22 protein-coding genes are annotated in these 25,335 nt (G+C 58.0%); 11 read left to right on the top strand and 11 right to left on the bottom strand.

All coding sequences use genetic code 11. The features are described 5' to 3' along the window. Positions 1–69: 69 nt before the first annotated feature. Positions 70–828 carry a DsbA family protein gene (locus ACR0DL_RS06615; protein WP_170375755.1) on the bottom strand — a complete coding sequence of 253 codons (759 nt, stop codon included), beginning with the start codon at positions 826–828 and terminating at the stop codon, positions 70–72. Next, on the bottom strand, positions 825–2,207 hold the full coding sequence (locus ACR0DL_RS06610) for a M48 family metalloprotease (protein WP_170349020.1): 1,383 nt from the start codon (positions 2,205–2,207) through the stop codon (positions 825–827). Before ACR0DL_RS06610 ends, ACR0DL_RS06615 begins: the two co-directional genes overlap by 4 nt. Here ACR0DL_RS06610 and ACR0DL_RS06605 point away from each other — a divergent pair. The 6 genes from ACR0DL_RS06605 (at position 2,206) to ACR0DL_RS06580 (ending at position 10,834) form a co-directional block, all read left to right on the top strand. Next, positions 2,206–3,369: a pyridoxal phosphate-dependent aminotransferase gene (locus ACR0DL_RS06605; RefSeq protein WP_480688196.1), complete on the top strand. Its 1,164-nt coding sequence runs from the start codon at positions 2,206–2,208 to the stop codon at positions 3,367–3,369. The genes ACR0DL_RS06610 and ACR0DL_RS06605 overlap by 2 nt on opposite strands. A gap of 66 nt (positions 3,370–3,435) precedes the next feature. Next, positions 3,436–4,656, top strand: coding sequence for an N-acetylmuramoyl-L-alanine amidase (locus tag ACR0DL_RS06600; RefSeq protein ID WP_480688194.1), 1,221 nt, complete (start codon positions 3,436–3,438; stop codon positions 4,654–4,656). 95 nt (positions 4,657–4,751) lie between these two features. Continuing rightward, positions 4,752–7,238: a penicillin-binding protein 1A gene (locus ACR0DL_RS06595; protein WP_170549366.1), complete on the top strand. Its 2,487-nt coding sequence runs from the start codon at positions 4,752–4,754 to the stop codon at positions 7,236–7,238. Between the two features lie 90 nt (positions 7,239–7,328). Next, the gene (gene prfB, locus ACR0DL_RS06590) at positions 7,329–8,453 is read left to right on the top strand and encodes a peptide chain release factor 2 (protein WP_170349016.1); all 1,125 of its coding nucleotides are present in this window, start codon (positions 7,329–7,331) and stop codon (positions 8,451–8,453) included. A gap of 172 nt (positions 8,454–8,625) precedes the next feature. Beyond that, positions 8,626–10,026 carry an amidase gene (locus tag ACR0DL_RS06585; protein WP_480688192.1) on the top strand — a complete coding sequence of 467 codons (1,401 nt, stop codon included), beginning with the start codon at positions 8,626–8,628 and terminating at the stop codon, positions 10,024–10,026. A 25-nt stretch (positions 10,027–10,051) separates the two neighbouring features. After that, positions 10,052–10,834 (top strand): DUF2189 domain-containing protein, encoded by a 783-nt coding sequence (locus ACR0DL_RS06580; RefSeq protein ID WP_480688190.1) that lies wholly within the window; start codon positions 10,052–10,054, stop codon positions 10,832–10,834. A 2-nt stretch (positions 10,835–10,836) separates the two neighbouring features. Here ACR0DL_RS06580 and ACR0DL_RS06575 read toward each other — a convergent pair whose 3' ends face one another. The 3 genes from ACR0DL_RS06575 to ACR0DL_RS06565 all read right to left on the bottom strand — a co-directional run bounded on the left by ACR0DL_RS06575 (position 10,837) and on the right by ACR0DL_RS06565 (position 14,251). Continuing rightward, entirely contained in the window at positions 10,837–11,589 is a 753-nt protein-coding gene (locus ACR0DL_RS06575) for a helix-turn-helix domain-containing protein (RefSeq protein WP_254437178.1), read from the bottom strand. A gap of 290 nt (positions 11,590–11,879) precedes the next feature. Further along, complete coding sequence (gene ilvN, locus ACR0DL_RS06570) at positions 11,880–12,440, bottom strand: acetolactate synthase small subunit (protein WP_170349013.1); 561 nt, start codon at positions 12,438–12,440, stop codon at positions 11,880–11,882. Positions 12,441–12,499: 59 nt separating this feature from the next. Continuing rightward, positions 12,500–14,251: an acetolactate synthase 3 large subunit gene (locus ACR0DL_RS06565; protein ID WP_170358911.1), complete on the bottom strand. Its 1,752-nt coding sequence runs from the start codon at positions 14,249–14,251 to the stop codon at positions 12,500–12,502. Positions 14,252–14,676: 425 nt separating this feature from the next. On the opposite strand from ACR0DL_RS06565, the gene ACR0DL_RS06560 reads away from it, so the two are divergent. Then, a complete protein-coding gene (locus ACR0DL_RS06560; protein ID WP_480688188.1) occupies positions 14,677–15,522 on the top strand; it encodes a HalD/BesD family halogenase in 846 nt (281 codons plus the stop codon). 47 nt (positions 15,523–15,569) lie between these two features. After that, positions 15,570–15,953, top strand: coding sequence for a bleomycin resistance protein (locus ACR0DL_RS06555; protein ID WP_480688186.1), 384 nt, complete (start codon positions 15,570–15,572; stop codon positions 15,951–15,953). Between the two features lie 79 nt (positions 15,954–16,032). Here ACR0DL_RS06555 and ACR0DL_RS06550 read toward each other — a convergent pair whose 3' ends face one another. After that, on the bottom strand, positions 16,033–16,680 hold the full coding sequence (locus tag ACR0DL_RS06550) for a response regulator transcription factor (RefSeq protein WP_480688184.1): 648 nt from the start codon (positions 16,678–16,680) through the stop codon (positions 16,033–16,035). Beyond that, complete coding sequence (locus tag ACR0DL_RS06545) at positions 16,677–18,110, bottom strand: cache domain-containing protein (RefSeq protein ID WP_170349423.1); 1,434 nt, start codon at positions 18,108–18,110, stop codon at positions 16,677–16,679. The genes ACR0DL_RS06550 and ACR0DL_RS06545 overlap by 4 nt, the downstream gene beginning before the upstream one ends. Positions 18,111–18,341: 231 nt before the next feature. On the opposite strand from ACR0DL_RS06545, the gene ACR0DL_RS06540 reads away from it, so the two are divergent. From ACR0DL_RS06540 to ACR0DL_RS06530, 3 genes are all read left to right on the top strand, one after another. Continuing rightward, positions 18,342–19,427, top strand: coding sequence for a TRAP transporter substrate-binding protein (locus ACR0DL_RS06540; RefSeq protein ID WP_170349008.1), 1,086 nt, complete (start codon positions 18,342–18,344; stop codon positions 19,425–19,427). 121 nt (positions 19,428–19,548) lie between these two features. Next, on the top strand, positions 19,549–20,484 hold the full coding sequence (locus ACR0DL_RS06535; RefSeq protein WP_170349007.1) for a TRAP transporter small permease subunit: 936 nt from the start codon (positions 19,549–19,551) through the stop codon (positions 20,482–20,484). 17 nt (positions 20,485–20,501) lie between these two features. Then, positions 20,502–22,856, top strand: a complete 2,355-nt coding sequence (locus tag ACR0DL_RS06530; protein ID WP_480688182.1) for a TRAP transporter large permease subunit — start codon at positions 20,502–20,504, stop codon at positions 22,854–22,856. Between the two features lie 132 nt (positions 22,857–22,988). Here ACR0DL_RS06530 and ACR0DL_RS06525 read toward each other — a convergent pair whose 3' ends face one another. The 4 genes from ACR0DL_RS06525 to ACR0DL_RS06510 all read right to left on the bottom strand — a co-directional run bounded on the left by ACR0DL_RS06525 (position 22,989) and on the right by ACR0DL_RS06510 (position 25,205). Beyond that, positions 22,989–23,378, bottom strand: coding sequence for a VOC family protein (locus tag ACR0DL_RS06525; RefSeq protein WP_480688180.1), 390 nt, complete (start codon positions 23,376–23,378; stop codon positions 22,989–22,991). A gap of 6 nt (positions 23,379–23,384) precedes the next feature. Further along, positions 23,385–24,209, bottom strand: coding sequence for an arginyltransferase (locus ACR0DL_RS06520; RefSeq protein ID WP_170349004.1), 825 nt, complete (start codon positions 24,207–24,209; stop codon positions 23,385–23,387). Between the two features lie 75 nt (positions 24,210–24,284). After that, positions 24,285–24,716, bottom strand: coding sequence for an RDD family protein (locus tag ACR0DL_RS06515; protein ID WP_170349003.1), 432 nt, complete (start codon positions 24,714–24,716; stop codon positions 24,285–24,287). A gap of 66 nt (positions 24,717–24,782) precedes the next feature. Beyond that, the gene (locus ACR0DL_RS06510) at positions 24,783–25,205 is read right to left on the bottom strand and encodes a DUF2852 domain-containing protein (RefSeq protein WP_170349002.1); all 423 of its coding nucleotides are present in this window, start codon (positions 25,203–25,205) and stop codon (positions 24,783–24,785) included. Between the last annotated feature and the right edge of the window lie 130 nt (positions 25,206–25,335).

The raw sequence follows: 25,335 nt of genomic DNA, 5'->3' as shown, positions 1-25,335 counted from the left end.
AAGTCCGACCTATTGCCCGGATACTTGTGTCAGAGGCGAGAGGGGGGGGCGGGTGAACCGCCCCTTTACTCAGCCTTGTTCAGCGCGCACGCCTTTGGCGATTTGAAGCATTTGATCCGCAGGCAGGAAACCGCGCAGCATTTCAGTGCCCAAAACAAACGACGGAGTTCCCGAAATCTGCATCCGTTGTGCAAGGGCGCGGGTGCGGGTGATCTCATCGGTCACCTGATCGCTGTCCATCGCCGCGACGATTGCGTCGCTGTCCAGACCCAAACCATCGGAAATGCGACGCAGAGAAACCTCGGTGGGTTCGCCGCCAAATTCCAGCAGCGCGTCATGAACTTGCTTGTATGCGTCGTCGCCGGCCACATGTTTGGTCGCCACCGCAAAACGCGAGGACAAGACCGAAGCTTCGCCCAGGATCGGGAATTCCTTGATCACCAAACGGATATTGCCGTCCTCAGCCAGCAGGTCGGCCACTTCGGGCACCGCACGGCGGCAATAGCCGCAGCGGTAGTCCATGAATTCGACCAGAGTAATGTCGCCTTCTGGATTGCCACCCACCCAGCTATAGCCGTCATTGAACAGTTCTTCGGCATTGGCGGCCACTAGTTCTTGGTCAGCGGCGGCCTCGGCAACCGCGTTGCGTTGTTCAAGGATGTTGATCGCCTCGATGATCACTTCGGGGTTCTCCAGCAGATATTCGCGCACCTGGGCGCCGAATTCTTCCTTTTCCGAGGCGCTAAGCGCGTTCAAATCCAACGCTTGCGCAGGGCCAGTGATCAAGGAAAGCCCCAGTAGGGCAGGTGCTGCATGTCTGAGGATCATTTCCGTTTCCTTTTTGCTTTCTTAGCGCGTTCCGAGGCAATCAGCACATCCTGCGCCCTTTGCCAACCCGGAGAGCCTTCGGGCAATTGCCCTAAGGCCCGTTTTGCGTGAATACCCGCGTCGGCCAACCGGCCGCGCAAGGCATATCGTTCAGCGGTCACGACCGAAGCCATGCCATTATTGCCGACCTTCGCATATGCGACCCCGAGGTCCTGCATCAGTCGGGCATTTCGGTAATCTCTTTGACGTGCCTTTACAAGCATTTGCAAGGCGTTCTTTGTCTGACCTTGCGCCAGCAATGCACGCCCGTACCCAGCCAGAATCAACGCGTCATTAGGGGCCATTTCAACAGCTTTGCCATAGGCTTTCACGGCGTCTTGCATTTGCCGGTTTTCCAGTAAAATCTGGCCCTTAAGCTCATAGTAAAACGGATCATTTGGGCGAATGGCCAGGGCGCCATCTATCGCGGCGCGGGCGTTGGCCAGATCATGGTTCTGATGATAGGCCGATGCCTCACGCATCAGGCGGATGTCTTGCGCGTCTTCCTCTTTTGCGCGTCGCATGGTCCATGTTGGGGATCGGAGGAAAGCCGACAGCTTACCCTTGACCCGCGCGAACCAATAGTCGGCATTTGGGTCCGATTTGGACCAGTCGCCAGATTGCGCTAGAAACCTTTCGGCCACGCGCAGGCGCTCGCGGCTGGTGGGGTGCGACCGCATATAGGGGTCTTGATTGACCGCGTTTAGTAACTCTTGACCTGCGAATTTTCGATGCAGTTCAACCATCCCGATGGGCGAGATACCGGCCCATCGGAGGTAACTGGCGGCGCTTTGGTCGGCCGAGGATTCTTCGGCGCGGGTATGTCCCAGAAAACTGCGCAGGGCAGCACTTTGGGTTCCTGCGGCAATGCCTACTGCGGCCTCACCACCTCCGGCGGCAGCGGCAATTAGGGCCAGCGCAGTCCCTAACCCCGCCTTGCGTTGCGCCGCGCGCAGGTTTTGCGTCCGCCGGGCCAGATGGCCATTGGCGATATGCGCGGCCTCGTGCGCGATCACGGCCTGCAGCATTTCAGGGCTTTCGACGGTCAGGATCAGCCCGTAATTCAGGTAAATCGCGCTGTAATCGATGACAAAGGCGTTGAACGTGCGGTCATTGACGACAAATATCTTGACCCGATTGGTGTTCAGCCCGGCCGCACGCAGGATCGGAAAGGCCAGTTCGCGCAGCCCATGTTCGATATCGGGGTCTCGGATCAGGCCCTGAGCGTTTGCCGGAACAAGGCTTGCCATCCATGTCACTGCCACCAGCAACAGGGTCGGGATTGACGCCACCCTGGATAAGCGTTCAAAAGCCATGGCTGAAACATGGGAGATTGGCATGAGAAACTCAACCCGGTCCGGGGTCGATCCCTTTATCGTGATGGACGTGATGGAGGCCGCGCGCCGCGCCGAAGAGGCCGGGCGCCACATAATCCATATGGAGGTCGGCCAGCCCGGCACCGGTGCGCCTAAGGGGGCAGTTAAGGCTCTGGCGAAGGCCATGGAGCAAGCCCCGTTGGGCTATACGGTCGCGTTGGGATTGCCTGAGCTGCGGCAACGGATCGCACGTCTGTATGGCGATTGGTATAATGTTGATCTGAACCCCGAACGCGTTGTGATTACTCCGGGATCTTCTGGCGGATTTCTACTGGCTTTCACCGCGCTGTTCGACAGCGGTGACCGCGTCGGCATCGGCGCGCCGGGCTATCCGTCTTACCGGCAGATTCTGAAAGCACTGGGTTTGGTGCCGGTTGACCTGCCCACTGCGCCGGAAAACCGCCTGCAACCGGTGCCCGCAGATTTTGCAGGGCTTGATCTGCAGGGGCTGATGGTCGCGTCACCTGCCAATCCGACCGGTACCATGCTGGATCATGCGCCAATGGGCGCGCTGATCGAGGCCGCGCACGGGCAGGGGGCCTCGTTCATCAGCGATGAGATTTACCATGGTCTGGAATATGAGGCCAAAGCCGTCACTGCGCTGGAGTTGACGGACGAGTGCTATGTAATCAACTCATTCTCGAAATATTTCTCGATGACTGGCTGGCGTGTTGGCTGGATGGTCGTGCCCGAGGATCAGGTGCGCGTCGTCGAGCGTATCGCCCAGAACATGTTCATCTGTGCGCCCCATGCCAGCCAGTTGGCAGCACTAGCCGCGATGGACTGCGACGCGGAATTGCAAGCCAATCTGGATGTTTATCGCCGCAACCGCACTTTGATGTTGGACGGTTTGCCCAAGGCCGGCTTCACCAATATCGCGCCGCCTGACGGGGCGTTCTACGTTTACGCCGATGTCTCGGACCTGACCGAAGACAGCCGTGCCTTCGCGGCCGAGATTCTGGACAAGGCCGGGGTGGCCGTGACGCCGGGGCTGGATTTCGACCCAGTGCGCGGGCACCACACGCTGCGGTTTTCCTATGCGCGATCAACGGCAGATATCGAGGAAGGTCTGATGCGGCTTCAGCGTTTCATGGTTGAACGCGGTTCGATCACAACTCCGGCGTAACCCGTTCACAAATTAGCTTCGGTCCGTTAGTCTGACCGCCAAACGATCTCGGGAAAACTTGAGGCCATGAGCAGGATTTTCTACGCCATCGCGCTGATCTGGGCGCTGAGCAGCGCTGCGCTCGCGCATGATTTCAGCGCGCTTGCGCGGGTTTTGCCCGACGATAGCCGCATAACTCAAGATGGCCGCGCCGGAGTTCGCGTTGAACTTGGCCTCAGTCAGGGCGTTCCTTACCGTGTCTTCACACTGCGCGATCCGTACCGTGTCGTGCTGGATTTTCAGGAGGTCGACTGGACCGGCCTGGACGCCGACACTTTCCTGCAAACCGACCGGATCAGTGGTGTGCAATTCGGCGCCTATGTTCCCGGCTGGTCGCGCATGGTGTTGGAGCTGGGCGCACCACTGGCCGTTGATACCTCTGACTTGAGGGTGGATCAGGTCAATGGAACAGCGCACCTGTCGCTTGGTCTGAGCGGCACCGATTTCGACAGTTTCGCCGCCAGCGCCGGGGCGCCGCGCCAGCCAGGATGGGACCTGCCGGAACCGTCGGTGACGCCTGCCAAACCCGGTCCAAACGGAACACGCCCTTTGCTGGTGATGCTGGACCCAGGCCACGGCGGTATTGATCCGGGGGCCGAGGTCGCGGGAACAAACGAGAAGACCCTGATGCTGACCTTCGCGCGCGAGTTGCGGGAAACACTGCTGCGGGCCGGGGGATATCAGGTGGTGATGACCCGAGTGGACGACCATTTTGTCAGCCTCGAACGGCGCATAGCTCTGGCGCATCGGGCGGGTGCGGACGTGTTCATCTCGCTTCATGCCGATAGTCTCTCCGAGGGTCGCGCGCATGGTGCGGCGGTCTATACGCTGTCCGACGATGCCTCGGACGTTGCCAGCCACAAATTGGCCGAACGTCACGATAGGGGCGATCTGATCTCGGGCGTGGACCTCAGCGGTGCCGACGACCAGGTGGCCGACATCCTGCTGGATATCGCGCGGCAAGAGACCAAACCACGCACCGACGCGTTGGCGCGGGCCGTGGCCGACGGGATGACGCAGCAGGGCGGGCCAATGAACAACAGACCGATCCGCACGGCATCTTTTTCTGTACTAAAGGCGGCGGATATCCCGTCGATTTTGGTCGAGCTTGGGTTTCTGTCCAGCCCCAGAGATCTAAAAAACGTCACGAATCCAGAATGGCGCAAACGGATGGCGCGCGGAATCCTGGCCGGGCTAGAGGAATGGCGGCAGGACGATCTGGTTAAACGCGCCCTGATTGGGCAGTGACCCTGCGGCGCAAACCGGCTAAAATTGGCCATCGTGTTTTGACCCTGCGCCGGGGCACCACTATATAGGCGGCAGCGCGAGTAAAAGGCAGTAACGTGATCCGTTTCATTCTTTCGTTTTTCGGGGCGATCTTCAGCCTCGTCACCCTGGGTATCTTTATGGCTGCGCTGGTGATCGGCGCGGTGTTCTGGATGTATGGGCGCGACCTGCCCAGCCATGAATCGCTAGCGCAATACAAGCCGCCGACGATCAGCCGGATTTATTCGGGCGAAGGTCAACTGATCGACGAATTCGCGCAGGAACGCCGCTTGTTTACCCCGTCCGAAGAAATTCCCGACCTGGTGAAGCAGGCTTTCATCTCGGCCGAGGACAAGAACTTTTACACGCATCAAGGCTATGACCCGCGCGGCATCATCGCTGCCGGTGTCGAGGCTGTGAAATCCAAGGGTGAAAACGTGCGTGGTGCGTCCACGATCACGCAGCAGGTGATGAAGAACTTCCTGCTGTCCGGCGACCGCCGGGCCGAGCGCAAGATCAAGGAAATCATCCTCGCCACCCGGCTTGAGGATACGCTGGACAAGGAACAGATTCTCGAACTCTATATGAACGAGATCTTTCTGGGCCAGAACTCCTATGGTGTGACGGCTGCGGCGCAGACGTATTTCAACAAGACGTTGCAGGAACTGGCCCCGCATGAGGCGGCCACACTGGCCGCAATGCCCAAAGCGCCGTCCGATTACCATCCAGTTCGCCAGAAAGAACGCCTGCTGGCGCGCCGTGATTACGTGCTGCGCGAAATGCACCAGAATGGCTATATCGATAAGGCGACCTATGAGACCGAGGTCGACCAGCCGCTGCGCTCGGTCCAAAACGGTGACTTCGAAAGCTTCCGCACTGCGCTGCCACCACGTGACTATTTCACCGACGAAATCCGCCGCCAGCTGAGCGAGGATTTCGGCGAGGGTGAGTTCTTTACTGGCGGTTTTACCGTCCGCGCCTCGGTGGACGAAGAGATGCAGGTTGAAGCGGCCAAGGCCCTGCGTACCGCGCTGCAGAAATACGACCGCTCACGCGGTAAATGGCGCGGCACGAAAGAAGTGATCGCCGAAGATAAACTGACCGATGAAGCCCAGTGGCGCGAGGCGTTGGCGATCTTGGAAATCCCGCGCGACGTAGTGCTGCCAACGCGGTGGTATCCGGCGGTGGTTTTGAACGTGGCCGATCAATCCCTAACGGTCGGTATCGAGAACGGCCCAGCCGACGGCGTTGTGCCCCGTTCCGATATCAAATGGATGCAGGGCGATTTCGCCGCCAATTTCAAACGTGGTGACGTCATCCTGGTCATGGCCGGCGAAGAAGGTCAGTGGTCGGCGCGTCAAATTCCCGAAGTACAGGGCGGATTTGTCGCGATGGACGTGAATTCGGGCCGGGTTCTGGCGATGCAGGGCGGGTTCTCGTATCAGGATACGGTGTTCAACCGCGCTACGCAGGCGCAGCGCCAGCCGGGGTCCAGCTTTAAGCCTTTTGTTTACGCAGCGGCACTGGACAGTGGTTATAGCCCAGCAACAATCGTGGTGGATGCCCCGATCGAGGTGAACACGCCGCAGGGTTTGTGGCGGCCCAAGAACTCGACAAACAAGTTCTATGGTCCGACGCCACTGCGCACCGGGATCGAGCAGTCGCGGAACCTGATGACGATCCGTCTGGCGCAAGAAGTCACGATGCCGGTTGTCGCGGGCTATGCTGAACGGTTCGGCGTTTACGACCGGATGGGTGCATTCCTTGCCAACTCGCTGGGGTCCGAGGAAACCACGCTGTACAAAATGGTCGCGGCCTATGCGATGTTCGCCAATGGTGGCGAACGGGTCGAGCCCACTCTGGTCGACCGAATTCAGGACCGGTTCGGCAAGACGATTTACCGACATGACGACCGCCAGTGTGTGGACTGTAACTCTAGCTGGCTTGAGCCGGACGAGTCGCCCACGATCGTGACCGATCGCTGGCAGGTTATGGATGCGATCACCGCGTATCAGCTGACGTCGATGATGAAGGGCGTGGTGGATCGGGGAACTGCGTCGAGCGTCGTTAATCTGCCCGTGCCCACAGCGGGTAAAACCGGTACGACCAACGAATCCAAAGATGCGTGGTTCATCGGCTTTACGTCCAATATCGTGGCCGGTTGCTATATCGGGTATGACCGCCCGCGCCCGATGGGACGGGGGGCCTATGGCGGCACAATGTGTGGCCCTGTTTTCCAAAGCTTTATGGAAAAAGCTGTCGAGAAATATGGCGGCGGTCCGTTTGAAGTGCCCGAGGGTGGCCACTTTATCAAAATCGACCGTTTCAGTGGCGCGCGCCTGCCTGCGGATGCGACCGGGGATTATGTCGTTGCCGAGTATTTCCGCGATGGCGTCGACGGCTTTATTGACCGCGTGTATGACGGCGGCTTTGCGGTTGGTTCGGACCTGCCGCTGTTCGAAGAGGTCAACACCGGCCGTCAGGTGACCACATCAACCGGGAATACCGTCACTGTTGGCCCCAATGCCAGCCAGGGTGATCTCTCGACCGGTGGGCTTTACTAATAACCGATATGTTTCGGGGCTCCGCTGTCTTGTGGTGCCCCGAACCTCTTGCTATCACGCAGGCCTGATTGAGCAAGTTGGGACAAGACCATGCGCGCCGAAACCCAGAATACCGTGGCGGAAATTGAAAAGTCGCTGGAGCTACTGGCGCAGCGTATGGACTATGAAACTGCGCCCCACCGCCTTGAGGAATTTAATGCGCGCGTCGAGGACCCCAACCTTTGGGACAACCCCGAGAACGCGCAGAAACTGATGCGCGAACGTCAGATGTTGGTTGATGCCATCGAGACCTATGAAACCATCAAAACTGATCTGAGCGACAATATCGAATTGATCGAACTGGGCGAGATGGAAGAGGACGAAGAGGTTGTCACCGACGCCGAAAACGCCATCAAAAGCTTGAAGGCCAAAGCCGCCAAGAAAGAGCTGGAGGCGCTGCTGGATGGCGAGGCTGATGGCAACGATACGTTCCTCGAAATCAACTCGGGCGCGGGTGGCACGGAAAGCTGCGACTGGGCCTCGATGCTGGCGCGGATGTATGTGCGTTGGGCCGAGAAAAAGGGCTATACCGTCGAGCTGCAATCTGAGACCTCGGGTGAAGAGGCGGGGATCAAATCCGCCGCCTACAAGATTTCCGGTCATAACGCCTATGGCTGGTTGAAGTCTGAAAGTGGTGTGCACCGGTTGGTGCGGATTTCACCGTATGACTCGGCGGCTAAGCGGCATACGTCGTTCAGCTCGGTCTGGGTCTATCCGGTGGTCGACGACAATATTGAGATCGAGGTGAACCCCTCGGACATCCGTATCGATACATACCGGTCCTCGGGCGCGGGTGGTCAGCACGTGAACACCACTGACTCGGCGGTTCGGATTACGCACATTCCGACCGGGATCGTTGTGACCAGTTCCGAGAAGTCGCAGCACCAAAACCGCGATATTGCGATGAAGGCGCTGAAGTCGCGCCTGTATCAGCAAGAGCTGGATCGCCGCAACGCGGATATCAACGCTGCGCACGAGGCCAAGGGCGACGCGGGCTGGGGCAACCAAATCCGGTCCTATGTCCTGCAGCCTTATCAGATGGTCAAGGATCTGCGCACCAACCATGAGACATCAGACACCAAGGGTGTGCTGGATGGTGATCTGGATGGGTTTATGGCAGCCACACTGGCGTTGAACGTGGCGGGCAAAAGCCGGTCCGAGGCGCAGGGCGACTAGGACGGACAGGGGCTTTGCCCGGTCTCCGCAAGCGGAGCCTCCCCCGATATATTTTTAGCCAGATGAAGCGGATCCCGGTTTTCTGTGGGAACGGAAAAGATTCATTTAAACAGTGGGTTTAAATGGGGGGATGCCCCGGCTAGGTTGACCTTGCAAAAGGGACGAGCCTGGGATGAATCTGAGCCAAGCAACTGCAAGTGACCTGTTGAACGCGCTGACGGACCGGCAGGTGTCGGCGCAAGAGGTGATGCAGCAAACGCTGGAGCGGATTGGCGGGGTCAACGAGGCCGCGAACGCCATTGTGGCTTTGCGCGAGCGGGATGATTTGATGACCGAGGCCCGCGCTTTGGATTCTGGTCCAATCCGTGGCCCCCTGCATGGATTGCCGATTGCGGTCAAAGATCTGGTGAACGTGGCGGGGATCGTAACGTCGCAGGGATCTCCGATTTTTAGGGATCACATTGCGCAAAGGGATGATCTGATTGCCGCGCGGATGCGGGCGGCCGGGGCGATCCTGATCGGCAAGACCAATGTTCCCGAATTCGGGCTGGGGTCCCATACTTTCAATCCGGTCCATGGCGCGACGACGAACCCTTATAATCCGGCCCGGACCTGCGGCGGGTCATCCGGCGGCGCGGCGGTGGCGCTGGCGACCGGGATGGTGGCGCTTGCGGATGGGTCAGACGCGATGGGCAGCCTACGCAACCCGGCGGCCTGGAACAATGTTTACGGGTTTCGGCCAAGCTGGGGGCGGGTGCCGTCGGAACCGGTAGGTGATGGCTTTCTGCATCAGCTGTCCACGCTTGGCCCGATGGCGCGCAGCCCCGAGGATCTGGGCCTGTTGCTGGACGTGATCTCAGGGCCGGATGTGCGGCAGCCGTTTGGTGGGGCCACCCCCATAGTGTCGCCGGTGCAGGCGGCAGACATGCGCGGCGTGCGGATTGGGTGGCTGGATGACTGGGGAGGGGCTTATCCATTTGAGGATGGCGTACACGCGCAATGTGAAAGTGCTTTGAATGTGTTCACTCAGCTGGGGGCCGAGGTCATCCCCGTTGCGCCGCCATTTGAGGCTGAGCGCCTTTGGGAGAGTTGGATAACCTTGCGATCCTGGAGCGTGGCCGCAAGCCTTGCGCCGCTTGCAGATCAACGTGACGTGTTGAAAGACACGGCGCAATGGGAGTTGGACCGAGGGCAGACTCTGACGGCGATGCAAGTGCATGAAGCCAGCGTCATCCGGTCCGAATGGTTTCGATGCGTGGCAGAGTTGATGCGTGGTTATGATGCCATGGTGTTGCCGTCTGCGCAGGTTTGGCCCTTTGAGATTGAGACGCCATACCCAACGGAAATTGCGGGGCGAGGGATGGATACCTATCATCGGTGGATGGAGGTCATGGTGCCAGTCAGCCTGATCGGCTTGCCCTGCCTGTCAGCACCGGCGGGTTTTGGAGCCAACGGATTACCGATGGGAATTCAGGTGTTTGGTCCACGCGGCTCCGACGCCCGCATCCTGTCGATTGGCGCAGCCTATCACGCCGCCACCATGTGGCCGCAAAAACGACCGGCCCAACCGTAGGGTCGGCAAGGGAGGAGGACAGAACATGGACAAGCCATTTGGTGTTCCGGAAATGGGGCCGGTGAATTTGGGGATGTTGCGCGAAGCCCTGCGCCGGGCCTGGACAGACTTTCGTCGGGCTCCGGTTTTTGGGCTTCTGTTTGCGGGGTTTTACGTGCTGGCCGGTTGGTTCATGGCCTGGATCACCTTGCAGACGGGCACGTCGTACTGGTTGGTTCTGGCTGCTATCGGGTTTCCTTTGCTGGGGCCCTTTGCGGCGGTAGGGATGTATGAAGTCTCGCACCGGCTGGAGCAGGGTGAGACCTTGGAATTCAAGTCTATTTTCGGAGTGGTGGTGCAGCAGGGGCGCCGTCAGTTGCCCTCGATATGCGCGATTATTGTGGTGATGTTTTTATTCTGGTTCTTTCTGGGCCACATGATCTTTGCCCTGTTCATGGGGTTGTCGACGATGACAAACGTGTCGACCTCGTTAGAGGTGTATTTGACCGCCAACGGGTTGACGATGTTGGCTGTGGGAAGCGTCGTGGGTGCTGTGTTTGCGACGGTGCTTTATATGATCACCGTACTTTCCATCCCCATGCTGTTGGACCGAGAGCTGGATTTCGTGACCGCTATGATCGCCAGTTTCAGCTATGTCCGTGATCATTTCAGCGTCATGTTGTTGTGGGGAATCTTTATCGCCATCCTGACTTTTCTAGCCATGGTTCCGTGGTTTTTGGGCTTGTTTTTTGTGCTGCCGCTGTTGGGGCACGCCAGCTGGCATTTATATCGGCTGATCACTCATGCGTCGGGCGAAAACACTGCGTAACGTCAGCTTGCCGCTTGCTGAAGCGAGCGTTCTGCACGGCGGGCCGTTCGCGCCGCTGCCAGAACGGCCGAAGGGTCTTCGCCCAGATGACGCAGTAGAATGCGCCGGGTCGTTGTCTCGCTGGCGGTCGTTCTGGACAAACAGATAGCCACCCCGCGCCAACGGTCCGAATGCTCATCGGTCCCGCGCGTCACCAGATAAATACGGCTGTTTTGCGAGGCTCGGCTGGACATCAGGATATAAATCTGCCGGCCAGCACAGGCGGCGATGCCTTGCACTTCACGTTCTGTCGGAGCGGCGCTCGGCATGCCAGGGCGCGGCTCATAACCACGCACTAGCGTGCATTGAGGCAACCGGCGCGCGTGAAACAACCGATGACGCGAGGGCTTAGGATCATCCAGTTCGGTCTCCGTCGCATAGTAGAACCCCGCCGGAAACAGGTTCTCGGTCAGTGTTGTGGGGCCCGAGCCCAGAAAATCTGTAAGGGCAGACGCTGCGGGATGTGTCGGAGAGCGGTCGATCTCGTCCAGCGGGCGCAGCAGAATACGGGCGTCTACTTCGAAAAACCGGCAAATCCTGTCAAGTACGTCAGGTCTTGGAAAACTCTCGCCACCAAGGTATCGGTTGAATTGCGTCCGGTTGACCCCCAATTGTCGGCAAAGTTCTGATACTGATGTATATTGCTGCGCAAGTTGTCTGAGATTGGCGCCGAACATCCTGCGCAATTCGTCCGGGTTGCGGATGTCTTTGGTCATAGGTGTCCCAGGTTCTCGCGACTTGTTTTATAGTACGCAACATGTTCGACCTGACGGTCGACATAACGCACATATCGTACAGATGACACGAACGGGCGCATCCCAACGCCACGTCACCCCCAGAGGCTAACGTCCAATCTTACAAACGCAATAGGCTTTATCTTGTTTTGCGTGATCTTTTTGGGCGCTTTGGCGCCAATAAACGTTATTCGGCCAGTTTTAGCTTACAAGGCAGCATGACAGGCCAGAGTTTCCCCACCCATACGCGAGCCGACAGGGTGGGGTAAATGTTACTCGCCACGCAGCAGGGCCGCAACGCCAGTGCGGGCCACTTCGACCAGACCCAGAGGGCGCATCAGATCGGCAAAGGCGTCGATTTTGTCCGGGGCTCCGGTGATTTCAAAAATGAAAGAGTTCAGCGTGCTGTCGACCACGTTGGCGCGGAAGATATCGGCCAGACGCAGCGCCTCGACCCTTTTGTCGCCTGCGCCAACCACTTTGATGATCGCCAGCTCCCGCTCAACCGCGTCGCCTTCGACGGTCAAATCATGCACGTCGTGAACGGTGACGATACGACCCAGCTGCGCCTTGATTTGCTCGATCACCTGCGGCGTACCGGTGGTGACGATGGTGATACGGCTCAGATGCCCGGTGTGGTCAACCTCGGCCACGGTCAGGCTTTCGATGTTGTAACCACGGCCCGAGAACAACCCGATCACACGGGCCAAGACACCGGGTTCGTTTTCGACCAGAACCGCAATCGTGTGGCGCTCCTGCACGTCCGAAAAGGTCGGGCGTAGGTTATAGGCAGAATGGCGGGTAGAACCTTTTTTGATATGTAGGGCAGACATTTACGTCCCTTTCATCATCCTTGTGGTGTTGGGCGCGCCGCCGCGCCCAACAAATTTCGTCAAACCAGAACCGAGCCTTTGGAGTCGATCACGCCCTGCGTTTCGGCCTCGCCCAGCAGCATCTCGTTATGTGCCTTGCCCGAGGGGATCATGGGGAAGCAGTTCTCGTGCTTTTCCACCAGACAGTCAAAAATCACCGGACCGTCATAGTTGATCATCTCCATGATCGCGTCATCCAGATCGGCGGGGTCAGAGCAAAGGATGCCCTTGGCGCCGAACGCCTCGGCCAGCTTGACGAAATCGGGCAGGGCCTCGGACCACGAATGCGAATACCGCTCGCCATGCAGCAGCTCCTGCCACTGACGGACCATGCCAAGGCGTTCGTTGTTCAGTATGAACTGTTTCACGGGCAGGCGGTACTGAACAGCCGTGCCCATTTCCTGCATGTTCATCAGCCACGACGCCTCACCGGCCACGTTGATCACCAGCGCGTCCGGATGTGCCATCTGCACTCCAACAGAGGCCGGGAAACCATAGCCCATCGTGCCCAAACCACCCGAGGTCATCCAGCGGTTAGGGTCTTCGAACCCAAGATACTGCGCCGCCCACATCTGATGCTGACCGACCTCGGTCGTGATGTAGCGGTCGTGCTTTTTGGTCAGCTCTTCAAGGCGTTGCAGCGCATATTGCGGTTTGATGGTCTTTTCACTGTTGGTGAACGCCAGGCAATTCACCTTGCGCCAGTCGCTTATCTGGGCCTGCCACTTCTTGACGGCGGCCGCATCGGTCTTGCGGCCGCGCGATTTCCAGACCTTGAGGATATCCTCAAGCACATGTGCCACGTCGCCGACAATCGGGATGTCCACGCGGATCACCTTGTTGATCGACGAGGGATCAATGTCGATATGCGCCTTTTTCGAGTTCGGCGAGAATGCATCAATCCGTCCGGTGATCCGGTCGTCGAACCGTGCGCCGACATTGATCATCAGGTCGCAGTCATGCATCGCCAGGTTGGCCTCGTACAGGCCGTGCATCCCCAGCATGCCCAGCCAGTTTTCACCCGACGCCGGATAAGCGCCCAGACCCATCAGGGTCGAGGTGACCGGAAAGCCCGTCGCATCAACCAATTCGCGCAGCAATTGGCTGGCAGCAGGGCCCGAGTTGATGACGCCGCCGCCAGTGTAAAAGACCGGCTTCTTTGCGGTCTCGATTGCCGCAACCAGTTCGGTGATCTCTTCCAGATCGCCTTTCAGAACCGGTTGGTAGTGCGATGTTGACGGTCTTGGCGCGGTATACTCACCCGAGGCAAACTGAACGTCTTTGGGAATATCGACCAGCACCGGCCCGGGGCGGCCCGAGATGGCGACGTGAAATGCCTCATGCATCGTCTCAGACAGCGAATCCGTGTCCTTCACCAGCCAGTTATGCTTGGTGCAGGGGCGGGTGATGCCAACGGTGTCCGCCTCTTGAAAGGCGTCCGAGCCGATCATGAAGGTCGGAACCTGCCCGGTCAGAACCACAATCGGGATCGAATCCAGCAACGCATCGGTCAGGCCGGTCACCGCGTTGGTGGCGCCGGGGCCAGAAGTCACCAGTGCAACGCCGGGTTTGCCGGTTGACCGGGCATAGCCTTCGGCGGCGTGAACCGCGCCCTGTTCGTGGCGCACCAAAACGTGCCGAATGTCGTTTTGCAGAAAGATCTCATCATAGATCGGTAGCACGGCGCCACCGGGGTATCCGAATACCGTGTCCACGCCCTGATCCTTGAGGGCCTGAACTACCATTTTTGCGCCGGTCATCTCACGTGTCATCTGCTTTGCTCCGTTCGCGACATGTGTCTTGCGTTTAGCATAAAAAAAGCCCCCGAGATTTTTCGGAGGCGCATGGGTTCGATTATGGTTTACCGTTACCGGCCCATGCGCGTGTTTCCTACGATTACGACTAGCGCTTTCATCGCCAGAGGCTCCTTTTCAGCTTGGCAGGGACATTATGGGCGGGCGAAAGGGGCGTCAACAGGCAATCGTACCAATTTTGTAACCTGAGATGCAGTTTTTGCGACATTTTATTGCGCAGATTGCCGCAGGTTGGGAATTTCCGCGAATATCTGCCCGCTCATGATGATTTGGGCTGGCAAATGGCAGGTCTGAAAGCGTCAAGGCAATGTCCAAAATTGACATGAGCGACCCGGTTCTGTGCGGCACGCTGGTCTCAGTTGAACAGATAAGGGAGGCGAAGAATGTTGCAGGACCTCATAGATCTAGGGCGGTATCCGATCGATAGGCCCGGGTCGCGGGGCTATGATCAGACGATTGCAGATGTGCGGAAAGAACTTGATCAAGACGGCTGCGCGGTTCTGCCAGGATTTGTGCATGAGGACGGTTTGGAGTTGCTGGTGCGCGAGGCGGATGAGGTTGCCCCACAAGCGCATCGCTCTTTCAACAGGACCAACGCCTATTTCACCAAGGATGATCCGCGCTTTGGGATCGGGCATCCGATACGCCGTTTTTATGACCGCTCAAACGCCTTTGTTCCTGCAGATAATTTCCCCACGTCGGGTCCTTTGCGGCGGATTTACGAATATGAATGGTTCATGCCTTTTGTCCGTGACGCATTGGACGAGCCCGAGGATCGGTTCTTTCGCTATGATGATCCGCTGGCAGATGTGATCATTAACGTGGTCGAAGAGGGGCAGGGCTTTCCCTGGCATTTCGACACCAACAACTACACCGTTACGCTGGCCATCCAGAACGGAGAAGTTGGAGGCACCTTTGAATATGTGCCGAACCTGCGCACGGCCGAGGATGAAAATTTTAAGTCCGTGGCCTCGGTTTTGGACGGAGACAGGGCACGGGTCCGAGAGCTGGAGTTGCAACCGGGGGACCTACAGATTTTCAAGGGACGGTACGCGCTGCACAGGGTGGCCCCAGTAACGGGTGCGCGCACCCGATACGTTGGGATTTTCTCATTCGTTGAAGCCGAAGGGATGTGCGGCGGGGTTGAACGCACACGACAGCTTTATGGGCGTGTGTTACCGCATCATCATGCGCGTGAAGGGACGCGAAAGGATCAATTGCTGGACTGAAAATTCTGGGGTTAAAATAAAGAGGTTTTCAGCGACCGGAGGGTCCGATGCCTAAGATTATACAGCTTACGCCATTTGTTCTGTGTTCCTCCCTGCAAAAGCAGATTGATTTCTATTGCGATCGTTTGGGATTTTCTTGCGGGTTTCAGCAGGACAATTACGCTTTTTTGTCATTGGGGTCCGTGGCTATTCGGCTATTGGAATGCCCGCCGCGCGATGATGGTCGCCCGTTGGGAGAAGATCAGTCGTTTTACATAGACGTCGACGAAATCGACGATTTGTACAACGGCTTGCTGCCGGGATTGGCTGATCTGCCCGAAGGGCGCGTGCGCCCGCCGTTTGATCAACCCTATCTGCAGCGCGAGTTTCACGTTATCGACGAAGACGGGACGTTGGTATTCTTTGGACAGGATATCAGCCCGAGGGGGTAGGCCCTCCCGCCCGTTGTCAATACACCTGCGGCGCATCTCCTCCGGTTAGGCCGGGCAGCGCTGCGCGCTGCGGGCGTGTTTAGAAACCGGGGCTGGTGCCTTGCAAGACTCCGTGTTCCAGCGCGTATCGGGTCAGGCCCGCAGTGGATGAGATACCCAGTTTGCGTTTGATGTTCTTGCGGTGGGTTTCCACAGTGCGGACAGAGATTTCCAAGGTCTGCGCCACCTCTTTGTTGGACTTTCCCTGCGCCAGTTCCAGCAGGATGGTCTGTTCACGGCCGGTCAGCGCCTCACGTGCGCTGTCTTGTTTGGGCTGCAGCGACCCGCTGGCACCGGTGCAAAGGTATTGCTCGCCGCGCATCACCGCGTCGATGGCCTGTTTGATCTCGTCCGTCGGTACGTCTTTGAGGACATAACCCTTGGCGCCGTGGTTCAGTGCGGTCGAAATATATTCGGGGCTGTCATGCATCGACAGTATCAGGATGCGGGTCTCGGGTAGGCGCTCTAAAATCATCTCGGTGGCGCTGAGCCCGCCTAGGCCAGGCATGTTCAGATCCATCAGGATCACATCGGGGGACAGAACGGCTACCTGATCGACGGCCTCTTGCCCGGTGCCAAGTGTGCAGACCACTTCGATGTCGGGATAGCTTTCAAGGATCGACTGAATCCCTTCAGCCACCATCGGGTGGTCATCCACGATCAGGACCCGGATCGACTGTGCGCTCATGTACCGGCCTTTCGGTTCGGAGTTGCGTCTTCCTGCGGCGGAAGCAAGTGGCTAAGCGGCAGGGTAACCTCGATTACGGTGCCGCCGTGCGGGCTGCGTGATGACAGAATACGCAGTGATCCGTCAAGCTGTTCGATGCGTTCCTGCATGTTGCGCAGCCCGATCCCGGTGCTGACGCCTTCAGCCTCGCGGGGCAGGCCGCGACCATTGTCGGTGATGCGCATGGTGGCACCCTTTTTGTGACCGCGCAGATCAATTGTAACATGCGTTGCGTCGGCGTGGCGTTCGATATTGGTCAGGGCTTCTTGTGCGATACGGTAAAGGGCGATCTTGGCGTCCTGATCCAACCGGTTTCGAAACACGACGGTCGAGAATTCGGTCTCAATCCCCGTACGCTCGCGGAAATCGTCGGTCAGCGCCTTCACTGCGGGGCCAAGGCCCAGATCGTCCAGCACACCTGGGCGCAAATCGCGGCTGATGCGGCGCACCTCGGTGATTGCGGTGCCGAGATGCTCGATCCCCTTGTCCAATGGGGCGTGGGCCCCGTCGTCATCGCCCCGCGCAAGCCGCCGCCGGGCATTGTCCAGCGCGTAGCGTACACCGACGAGTATCTGGCTGATCCCGTCATGCAGTTCGCGCGCCACTCGGCCCCGCTCTTCCTCTTGCGCGTCGAGAACCCGTTGCGTCAGTTCCTTCAGCTTGGCATCCGCAAGCCGCCGTTCCCGGAAATTCAGGAGCATGCCTGAGGCAAAAACGACCAGCACTGCCGCCAAAGTAATACCGCCGATATAATAGAATGTCCGGCGCACACGGGCCTCGACCTCGGCCCGGGCTGCGGCGATCGAGGCGACAACGTCGTCAATGAACACCCCGGTTCCCACAGCCCACTGCCAGCTGGGAAAGCTGGTGACGTAGGTGATCATCTGTGCCTCTTCCCCGGTCGAAGGTTTGGGCCACAGATAGGTGTGATACCCCGCACCTTGTCGGGCGATCCGGATCAGTTCGTCCACGACTGGTGTGCCCTCACTGTCGGTCAGGCCGCTCCAGTTCTTGTTGATCAGGTCGGTTTGGCGCGGGCTAACCAGATTGGTACCGTCATAGTCATAGACAAAAAAGAACCCGTCATCGCCGTAGATCATTGCCGACAGGATTTGCGCGACCTGATCCTTGGCCGCCTGGTCATCGGGTTGGGCCGAGCCGTAGACAAAGTAAAATCCGTTGCGAGCTTGGGTGACATAGTTGCGCAGTTCGGCCTTTTTGGCTTCGATCAGCTGTGCCTCAAGCTGATCGATTTCACGTTCGGCCAGTTTGCGCGACTGATGCGCGACGAGAATGGCAATTGCCGCCACGGCCACAATCAGCGGCAGTGTTGCCAGCAGCGACAGCTTTTGCGCGTAATTCGGTCGAAAGACGTTGCGGAATCTCCCCATATCTCTGCGATAGGCAAATTTCACAAAAAAAGCAAAGTCGGACCGTTCAATGCCGGGAATAGGTAGGTGCCGAGTAAAAAATCGCGGTGAATCCAGCGGTTTGACCCAACGAATGACCGTTTCTACGTAGTAGTAGGTATTTTCATCTTCAATTGCATGGATATGATCCGCCCCATCGACAACGATCAACTGCCCCAAGAGGCAGACCATGACTTTGGGAGGACTGACTATATGGATCGTCGTTCATTTTTGAAAACCACGGCACTAGGCAGCAGCGCGGCTGCAGCTACCGCGCTGGCAGCACCGGCATATGCGCAGGGCAAGCGGACCCTGACGATGGTGACATCATGGCCGCGTGGCTTTGCCGTTCTGGATGACGCAGCCAGCTATATGGAGCAGATGGTCGGCGAGATGTCCGACGGTCAGCTGACCATCGACAAGAAGGCCCCGGGTGAACTGGTGGGCGCGCTGGAAGTGTTCGACGCCGTGTCGTCGGGCCAGGCTGACATGTACCACTCGGCCGACTACTACTTTATCGGTCAGCACCCCGGTTACGCCTATTTCACCGCTGTGCCGTTTGGTGGTACCGCGCAGGAACTGACCAACTGGTACTACCATGGCGGCGGCGAAGAGCTGCACGACGAGCTGGGTCAGATCTTTAATCTCAAGGGCCTGCTGGCTGGCAACTCGGGCTCGCAGTCCGGTGGCTGGTTCCGTAACGAGATTAACTCGGCCGCAGACTTCAACGGTCTGAAGTTCCGTATGCCCGGTCTGGGTGGCAAGGTGCTGGGCAAACTGGGCGCCTCGGTTCAGAACATCCCCGGCGGCGAACTGTATCAGGCGCTGTCTTCGGGTGCGCTGGACGGTCTGGAGTGGGTTGGCCCGATGGCGGACGAACGCGCCGGCTTCCAGGAAGTTGCCAAGGTCTACTACACCGCGGGTTTCCATGAGCCGGGCTCGGGTCTGGCCGCATCGGTCAACCTGGATGTCTGGAATGACCTGACACCGGCACAGCAGGCGATCCTGCGCTATGCGTCGATGGCCACAACCCACTATCAGTTGGCTGAAACGCTGGCCAACAACGGTGCCGCACTGGCGCGTCTGCAATCGCAGGGCGTTAAAACGCTACAATTCTCGGACGACGTCTGGGACGCGTTCGGCCAGGCATCCGCCGAGGTCATGGACGAGAACATGAATGACGAGTTGTTTGCCAATATCCGCGGTTCGTTCGAAGAGTCGCTGGCGACGTCGGCCTCGTGGATCAATAAGTCGGATGGATACTACGTCCAGCAGCGCGTTCGCGTCCTGGGTGGCTAAGTAGGCGCCGGAAATCTCAGAGGCCTCACGAAAGTGGGGCCTCTTTTCAATACATATTCTCTGAATCCTGCGACCCCTGCTAAGGTGAAAGTCACAGGTATTCAGCTGAGTGAGGGACATCATGGACGACAGCAGCTCGGTTGGTTTGACCGACGCTCTTGCCGCAGTTGGCGGCGGGATTGTCTGGGTTCTGCAAAATCTGGCCCAAGCCTTCTACAACATTGGCTACGCACTGACCCATCCAAGCCTCTGGCTGGATTGGTCCGATAAAGAAGCTGTCATGCGCTTCGTCTACTATGGCGGATCGGTTGAGTTCTTCTTTGCCGTTTTTGCAGTTTTTCTGGTTATCACGATCATCGGCATGGTCCGCAACAACTTCATGTGGGGGTGTGTGCGCGGACTTGAGGGGTTCACCAACACGCTGGGCCGTTTCTTTGCCTGGGCCGGTCTGCTGATGGTGCTACAGCAAATCATCATCGTGATCATGCAGCGGATTTTCACCCGCCCCGACATCGTGATCGCCTTTGGTATTCCGCTGCAATACGACATCAGTTGGTATGCTGAAATGTTGAAGTTTTACAACGCTTTGGTGGTGTCTCTTTGTGTAGGGTACACCTTTGTGCAGGGCGGGCATGTGCGGGTTGATCTGTTCTATGCCCCGGCACGGTTCGGCACCAAAAAGGTGATCGACATGCTGGGCTCGGTGTTCTTCATGATGCCGCTGGCGGTGCTGGTCTGGATGTATGGCTGGTACTTCATGTGGCGGCACCTGATCGTGCCGAAACCCTCGGCCAGTGACACGCTGGAGCGGTTGTTGCTGAAATCGAAGGCGATGCGCTGGAATGTCGAAACCATCGGCTTCAGCCCCAACGGTTTCACTGCGTATTTCTTGTTCAAGATCATGCTGGTGGCCTTTGCCGGGCTGGTCTTCCTGCAAGCAATAGCATTCCTGTACCGGTCGTATCTTGAATACGTGGAAGGACCGGACAGTGCTGGAAAATACCTCGACAAGGATAGCCTTGGTGAGGGTGAAGAAGCCTACGAAGGCGCGCATTAGGGACGGAGAACCAGACAATGCTATTCGGACTTGATGGCGTCGAGATAGGCCTCATTATCGTATTTTTCTGCCTTTTCGGAGGCATCCTTTCCGGGTTCCCGGTGGCTTTTGCCATCGGTGGGGCTGGTATCATCTCATTCGGGATCATCGCGGCATTGGACAGTGCCGGGTTGCTGGTGCATCAGGCCATCGACTCGGGCACGCAGGCCTATCGGGATCTGGTGAATTCGGGCGTCAAACCTGACACCATATCTGTTTTCCGATACCCGGACTTGCCAACCATTGGCGAGCCGGTCTTCCCCTCTGGCTGGGAAACTGCGCTGGACCGCAACGTCTCGTTCATTGTGAACCGTATCAACGAACGTGTTCTGGCCGGGCAATCCATCGAAACCCTGTTGGCCGTGCTGATGTTTGTCCTGATGGGCATCACGTTGGAGCGTTCAAAGATCGCCAACGATCTGCTGACCACAATGGCGCGTGTTTTTGGCCCGTTGCCGGGTGGTCTGGCCGTGTCGATCGTGGTTGTGGGCGCGTTTCTGGCGGCCTCGACCGGGATTGTGGGCGCGACCGTTGTGACCATGGGTTTGCTGGCGCTGCCGACCATGTTGCGAAACAACTACTCGCCTGAACTGGCAACCGGTGTGATCGCGGCCTCGGGGACGTTGGGGCAAATCATCCCGCCTTCTATCGTGATCGTTCTGCTTGGCACGCTGGCTGGTGATTTGTATTCAACTGCGCAGGAAACCCGTGCGGTTGAGGCCGGGTGTACCGACGCGCTGACCTATCTGGGTGAGCCTGCGGTGGTCTCGGTCGGCACGTTGTTCCAAGCGGCCTTGCTGCCGGGGATCATGCTGGCCTTGCTGTATGCGCTTTATGCCTTTGGCTATGCGTTGATGAACCCCGAAAAAGCCCCGGCCGTAGAATTGGGCGGCGGCGGCGGTGAACCGATCACCCGCGGTGAAGGCCTGACGTGGCTGCTGGGCGCGCCCGTCGCGCTGATCGTGGGTGCCGTTCTGCTGGGCAGCACAGGTGTGATCGGCAGCCAGAACATCACTGTCTCGGCCTTTTCGGATATCGGTGAGGGCGCTTCGCTGCGCACCAACGTATCTGAGGAATGCAAGGTCTCGATGATCGAACTGCACGGTCAATCCGCCTGGGATCAGGCCGTGGCCGAGCAGCAAGCATTGGATGAGGCGGGCGGTGTTTCTCAGGCTCAGCGCCTGACCGAAGAAGAGCTGGCCGCTGCGCAGGAGGCTAAGATTGCCGCTACTGCACCGATTGGTACTGGTGTCGCGGTTATAGTCGTGCTGCTGGGTCTGACCTTGCTGTTTGGTCGCGGCATAGCACCGTCGCAATCCACACAACCACTGATCATTGGATCCATCGGCCTGTTGTTGATGGTGCTGGTGGATGTGCTGCTGATTGCGCCGACGACCTCGTCAGGGGTGGCCTTCGTGATCATGGCGATACCGTTTGCGCTGGCGATCTATGGCTGCAAGTTCGCGGCTGAACGCTGTGCCACCAACGATCTGATCCGTGTGGTCTTTCCACCGCTGGTTCTGATCATCGCGGTGCTGGGGTCGATTCTTGGTGGAATTACCAACCCGACACCGGCGGCGGCGCTGGGTGCCGGCGGGGCGATCATGCTGGCGGCTTATCGCAAGCTGCAGGATCAGGGGCGTTCGGGGAAAGTGATCATCTGGTCGACCTTCGCCGTCATCATCTGCATGCTGATGGGCATAAACTTCGATCTGCGCATCAATCAAGGCGATGTCTCGGTCGAAAGCTGGATCGCCTTTGTCTTTGCCTACGCGGCTTACCTCTATGCGCTGTTCGGTCTGATCTTTGCCTGTTGGGTTCTGTTCTCAAGCGGGGTTCTAACCCCTGTGGTGCGCGAGACGGCCAAGGTAACGTCGATGGTCTTTACCATCCTGATCGGATCGCAGCTATTGAACCTGGTGGTGATCTCGTTTGGCGGCGAGCATTACATTCAGCAGTTCCTGCGCAGCTTTGACAACGAGTTCACGGTCTTCCTGATCGTGATGTTGGTGCTGTTCATCCTGGGCTTTGTGTTGGATTTCCTCGAGATCATCTACATCGTGATCCCCATCGTGGGCCCGGTGATCTATGGCGGGTCGTTTGACCCGAAATGGGTGACAATCATGGTGGCGGTGAACCTGCAGACCTCGTTCCTGACGCCACCGTTCGGGTTTGCGTTGTTCTACCTGAGGGGGGTTGCACCGAAAGAGGTGACGACGGGCCATATCTATCGTGGGATCATACCATTTGTGATCATTCAGGTGGTGGGGATTGGTATCCTGTGGTCCTTCCCGTCGATTGTGACCATCGTGCCGGATCTTATCCCGAATTGATTGGTTACTGTGATCCAACGGAAAAGGGGGCCAATTGGCCCCCTTTGCTTTTTGGATTGTTGAATGGGCCAGCCCCTTCTTGGCCTGCGGCCAATTCAACCCCGAGAAATTTTTTGGCCAGATGAAGGCAGATCAGGTGAACTGAATCAGGTCCCAACGATTTCCGAACGGATCGCGCCAAACGGCGACCCAACCGTAGGGTTCTTGTCTGGGGTTTTCTTCGAAATGGACGCCTTTGGATAACATTTCGGCGTGATCGCGTTCGAAATCATCCGTTTGCAGAAAGAAGCCAACGCGGCCTCCGGTCTGATTGCCCACGGCGGCGAACTGGTTTGGACCGTCTGCCTGCGCCAGCAACAATGACCCAGTATCTGATCCCGGAGGAGACACGAGCACCCAGCGTTTGCCACCGCCCAGGTCAACGTCTTGCGTCAGGGTGAAGCTGAGTTTTTGGGTGTAGAACGCAATAGCTGCATCGTAATCCGGCACCACAAGGGTGACGGCGTATAGTGTTTGGCGCATGGAAGTTTAGCCCTTGGTCGGGTGGCGGTCGGGCAGTTGAATACTGGCGACCTGCTCGGCAATCGGCGCGGTGGATAGCGGGTGGTGCTTGCCGTCCGCCAGTTCAGACGGATTGTTGATACGCTTCCAGTTGCCTTGGATATAGGCTTCAAGCCCCGAAAACCGCGCCTTGTACCCCATCTTGGGGCTGCCTGGTACCCAGTAGCCCAGATAGACGTAGGGCAGGCCAGCCTCTCGCGCGATGTCGATGTGATCGAGGATCATGTACGTTCCCAGAGAGCTTTGCGGCTGTTCAGGGTCATAGAAGGAATAAACCATGCTAAGCCCGTCATCCAAAACGTCAGTTAGGCTGACGGCAATCAGTTCTCCGTTTTCGGGGTCGGCATATTCCACCACGCGGCTGCGGATCGGAGTTTCTTCGATCATTGCAGCGAATTCGAACACATCCATATCGGCCATACCGCCATCGGCGTGGCGTGTGTCCAGATAGCGGCGGAACAGTTCGTATTGCTCATCAGTTGCCCAAGGCGAGTTTGCACGGCGCTGTAGGTAGGCATTGCGTTTGGCCGTGCGCTTTTGGCTTTTGCTTGGGCGAAAAGCCGACACATCGATGCGGGCTGACAGACAGGCTGCGCAATCAGTGCAGGATGGGCGGTAAAGCACATTCTGGGATCGGCGAAACCCCTGTTGCGACAGGGAATTGTTCAGCTGATCGGCACCTTCGCCCTGTAGGGCGGTGAACAACTTACGCTCCATCCTGCCCTCAAGGTAAGGGCAGGGTTGCGGGGCCGTCACATAAAATTGCGGCGCGATGGGCAGCGTGTGTCGCATGAAGGTTCCGTGTTTCCTGACACAGGATGATAACAACGGTTCCCTGAGCCGCCAAGTGATTCAATTGGCAGATATTTAAGCCCGCTGGTTGATCATGACCGTGCCAAGGAACGAATCCGTCAGGCCCTGACAACGTGCGCTGGTCAGCATCATGATGACCGAGATGATCTGAACCACGAAAAACGCCATGCTGATGAAATACCCGGCGGTGTGGGCCACGGCTTTGCCCATATCCAGACGGGACCCGAATGCGTCCCGCAATTCAATGCCCATGAAACGCATGCCCAGTGTCGCCGATCCGTTGGCGATGGTAACAACGCGGTACACAAAGCTGATGACACCATAGATCAAGGGCAGAAACAGCAGCCCCGCGCCAAATGTCAGGAAAACCGGCACGATGCACAGCAGCGAAATGAAGGCGATATCAAACAGCCACGCGACAAAGCGTTTGGTTGCTACCGACTGGTAGAACTCAGGCTGGGTATCAGGGTCGGGCAGGTGGGTCATGTTGTAATATCCGGATATTGTTCGGAAATTACCCTGTCCCGGATGGCGGGACAGGGCAAGGTTTGATCAGGCGCGCTCGCCGTTTTCGGGCTCGTCGTGGTTTTCGCGGGCGCGTTCGTCCATGAACTGGTCGAATTCAGCCTTGTCCTTGGCGTCACGCAGGCGGCGCAGGAAGGCTTCGAAGTCCTGTTGTTCGCGTTCAAGCCGCGCCAGAGTGTCCGCCTTATAGGCATCAAACGCGCTGTTGCCCGAGGGTTTCATGGCGCTCATGTGACTGTGCCAGGATTTGCGGCGGCTGCAGGATTTGCTGAACATGCGTTTGCTCCAGATCATGTAGGCCAACAGGGCCAGGCCAACGGGCCAGAAGAAGATGAAACCAAGGACCATGACGGCGATCCAGGCGCCTTTGCCTTTGTCATCAAGCCAAGTTTCGATGCGGTGCAGCCATCCCGGATTTTCTGGGACGGCGGGGTCGGACAGTGCGGTCATTTGGGGTCTCCGGGGTTGATGTAAATCGTTTTCACATTGATAAGATGGGAAGCAGATGGCTGGTTGCAAGGGGTCGATGTGAAAAAGGTTTACATTATGCGTCGGGGCCAAGTTTGGTTGACGTCACCCA

The organism is Ruegeria sp. BB5 (assembly GCF_056539405.1).
This window is presented reverse-complemented; position numbering and strand designations above follow the sequence as displayed.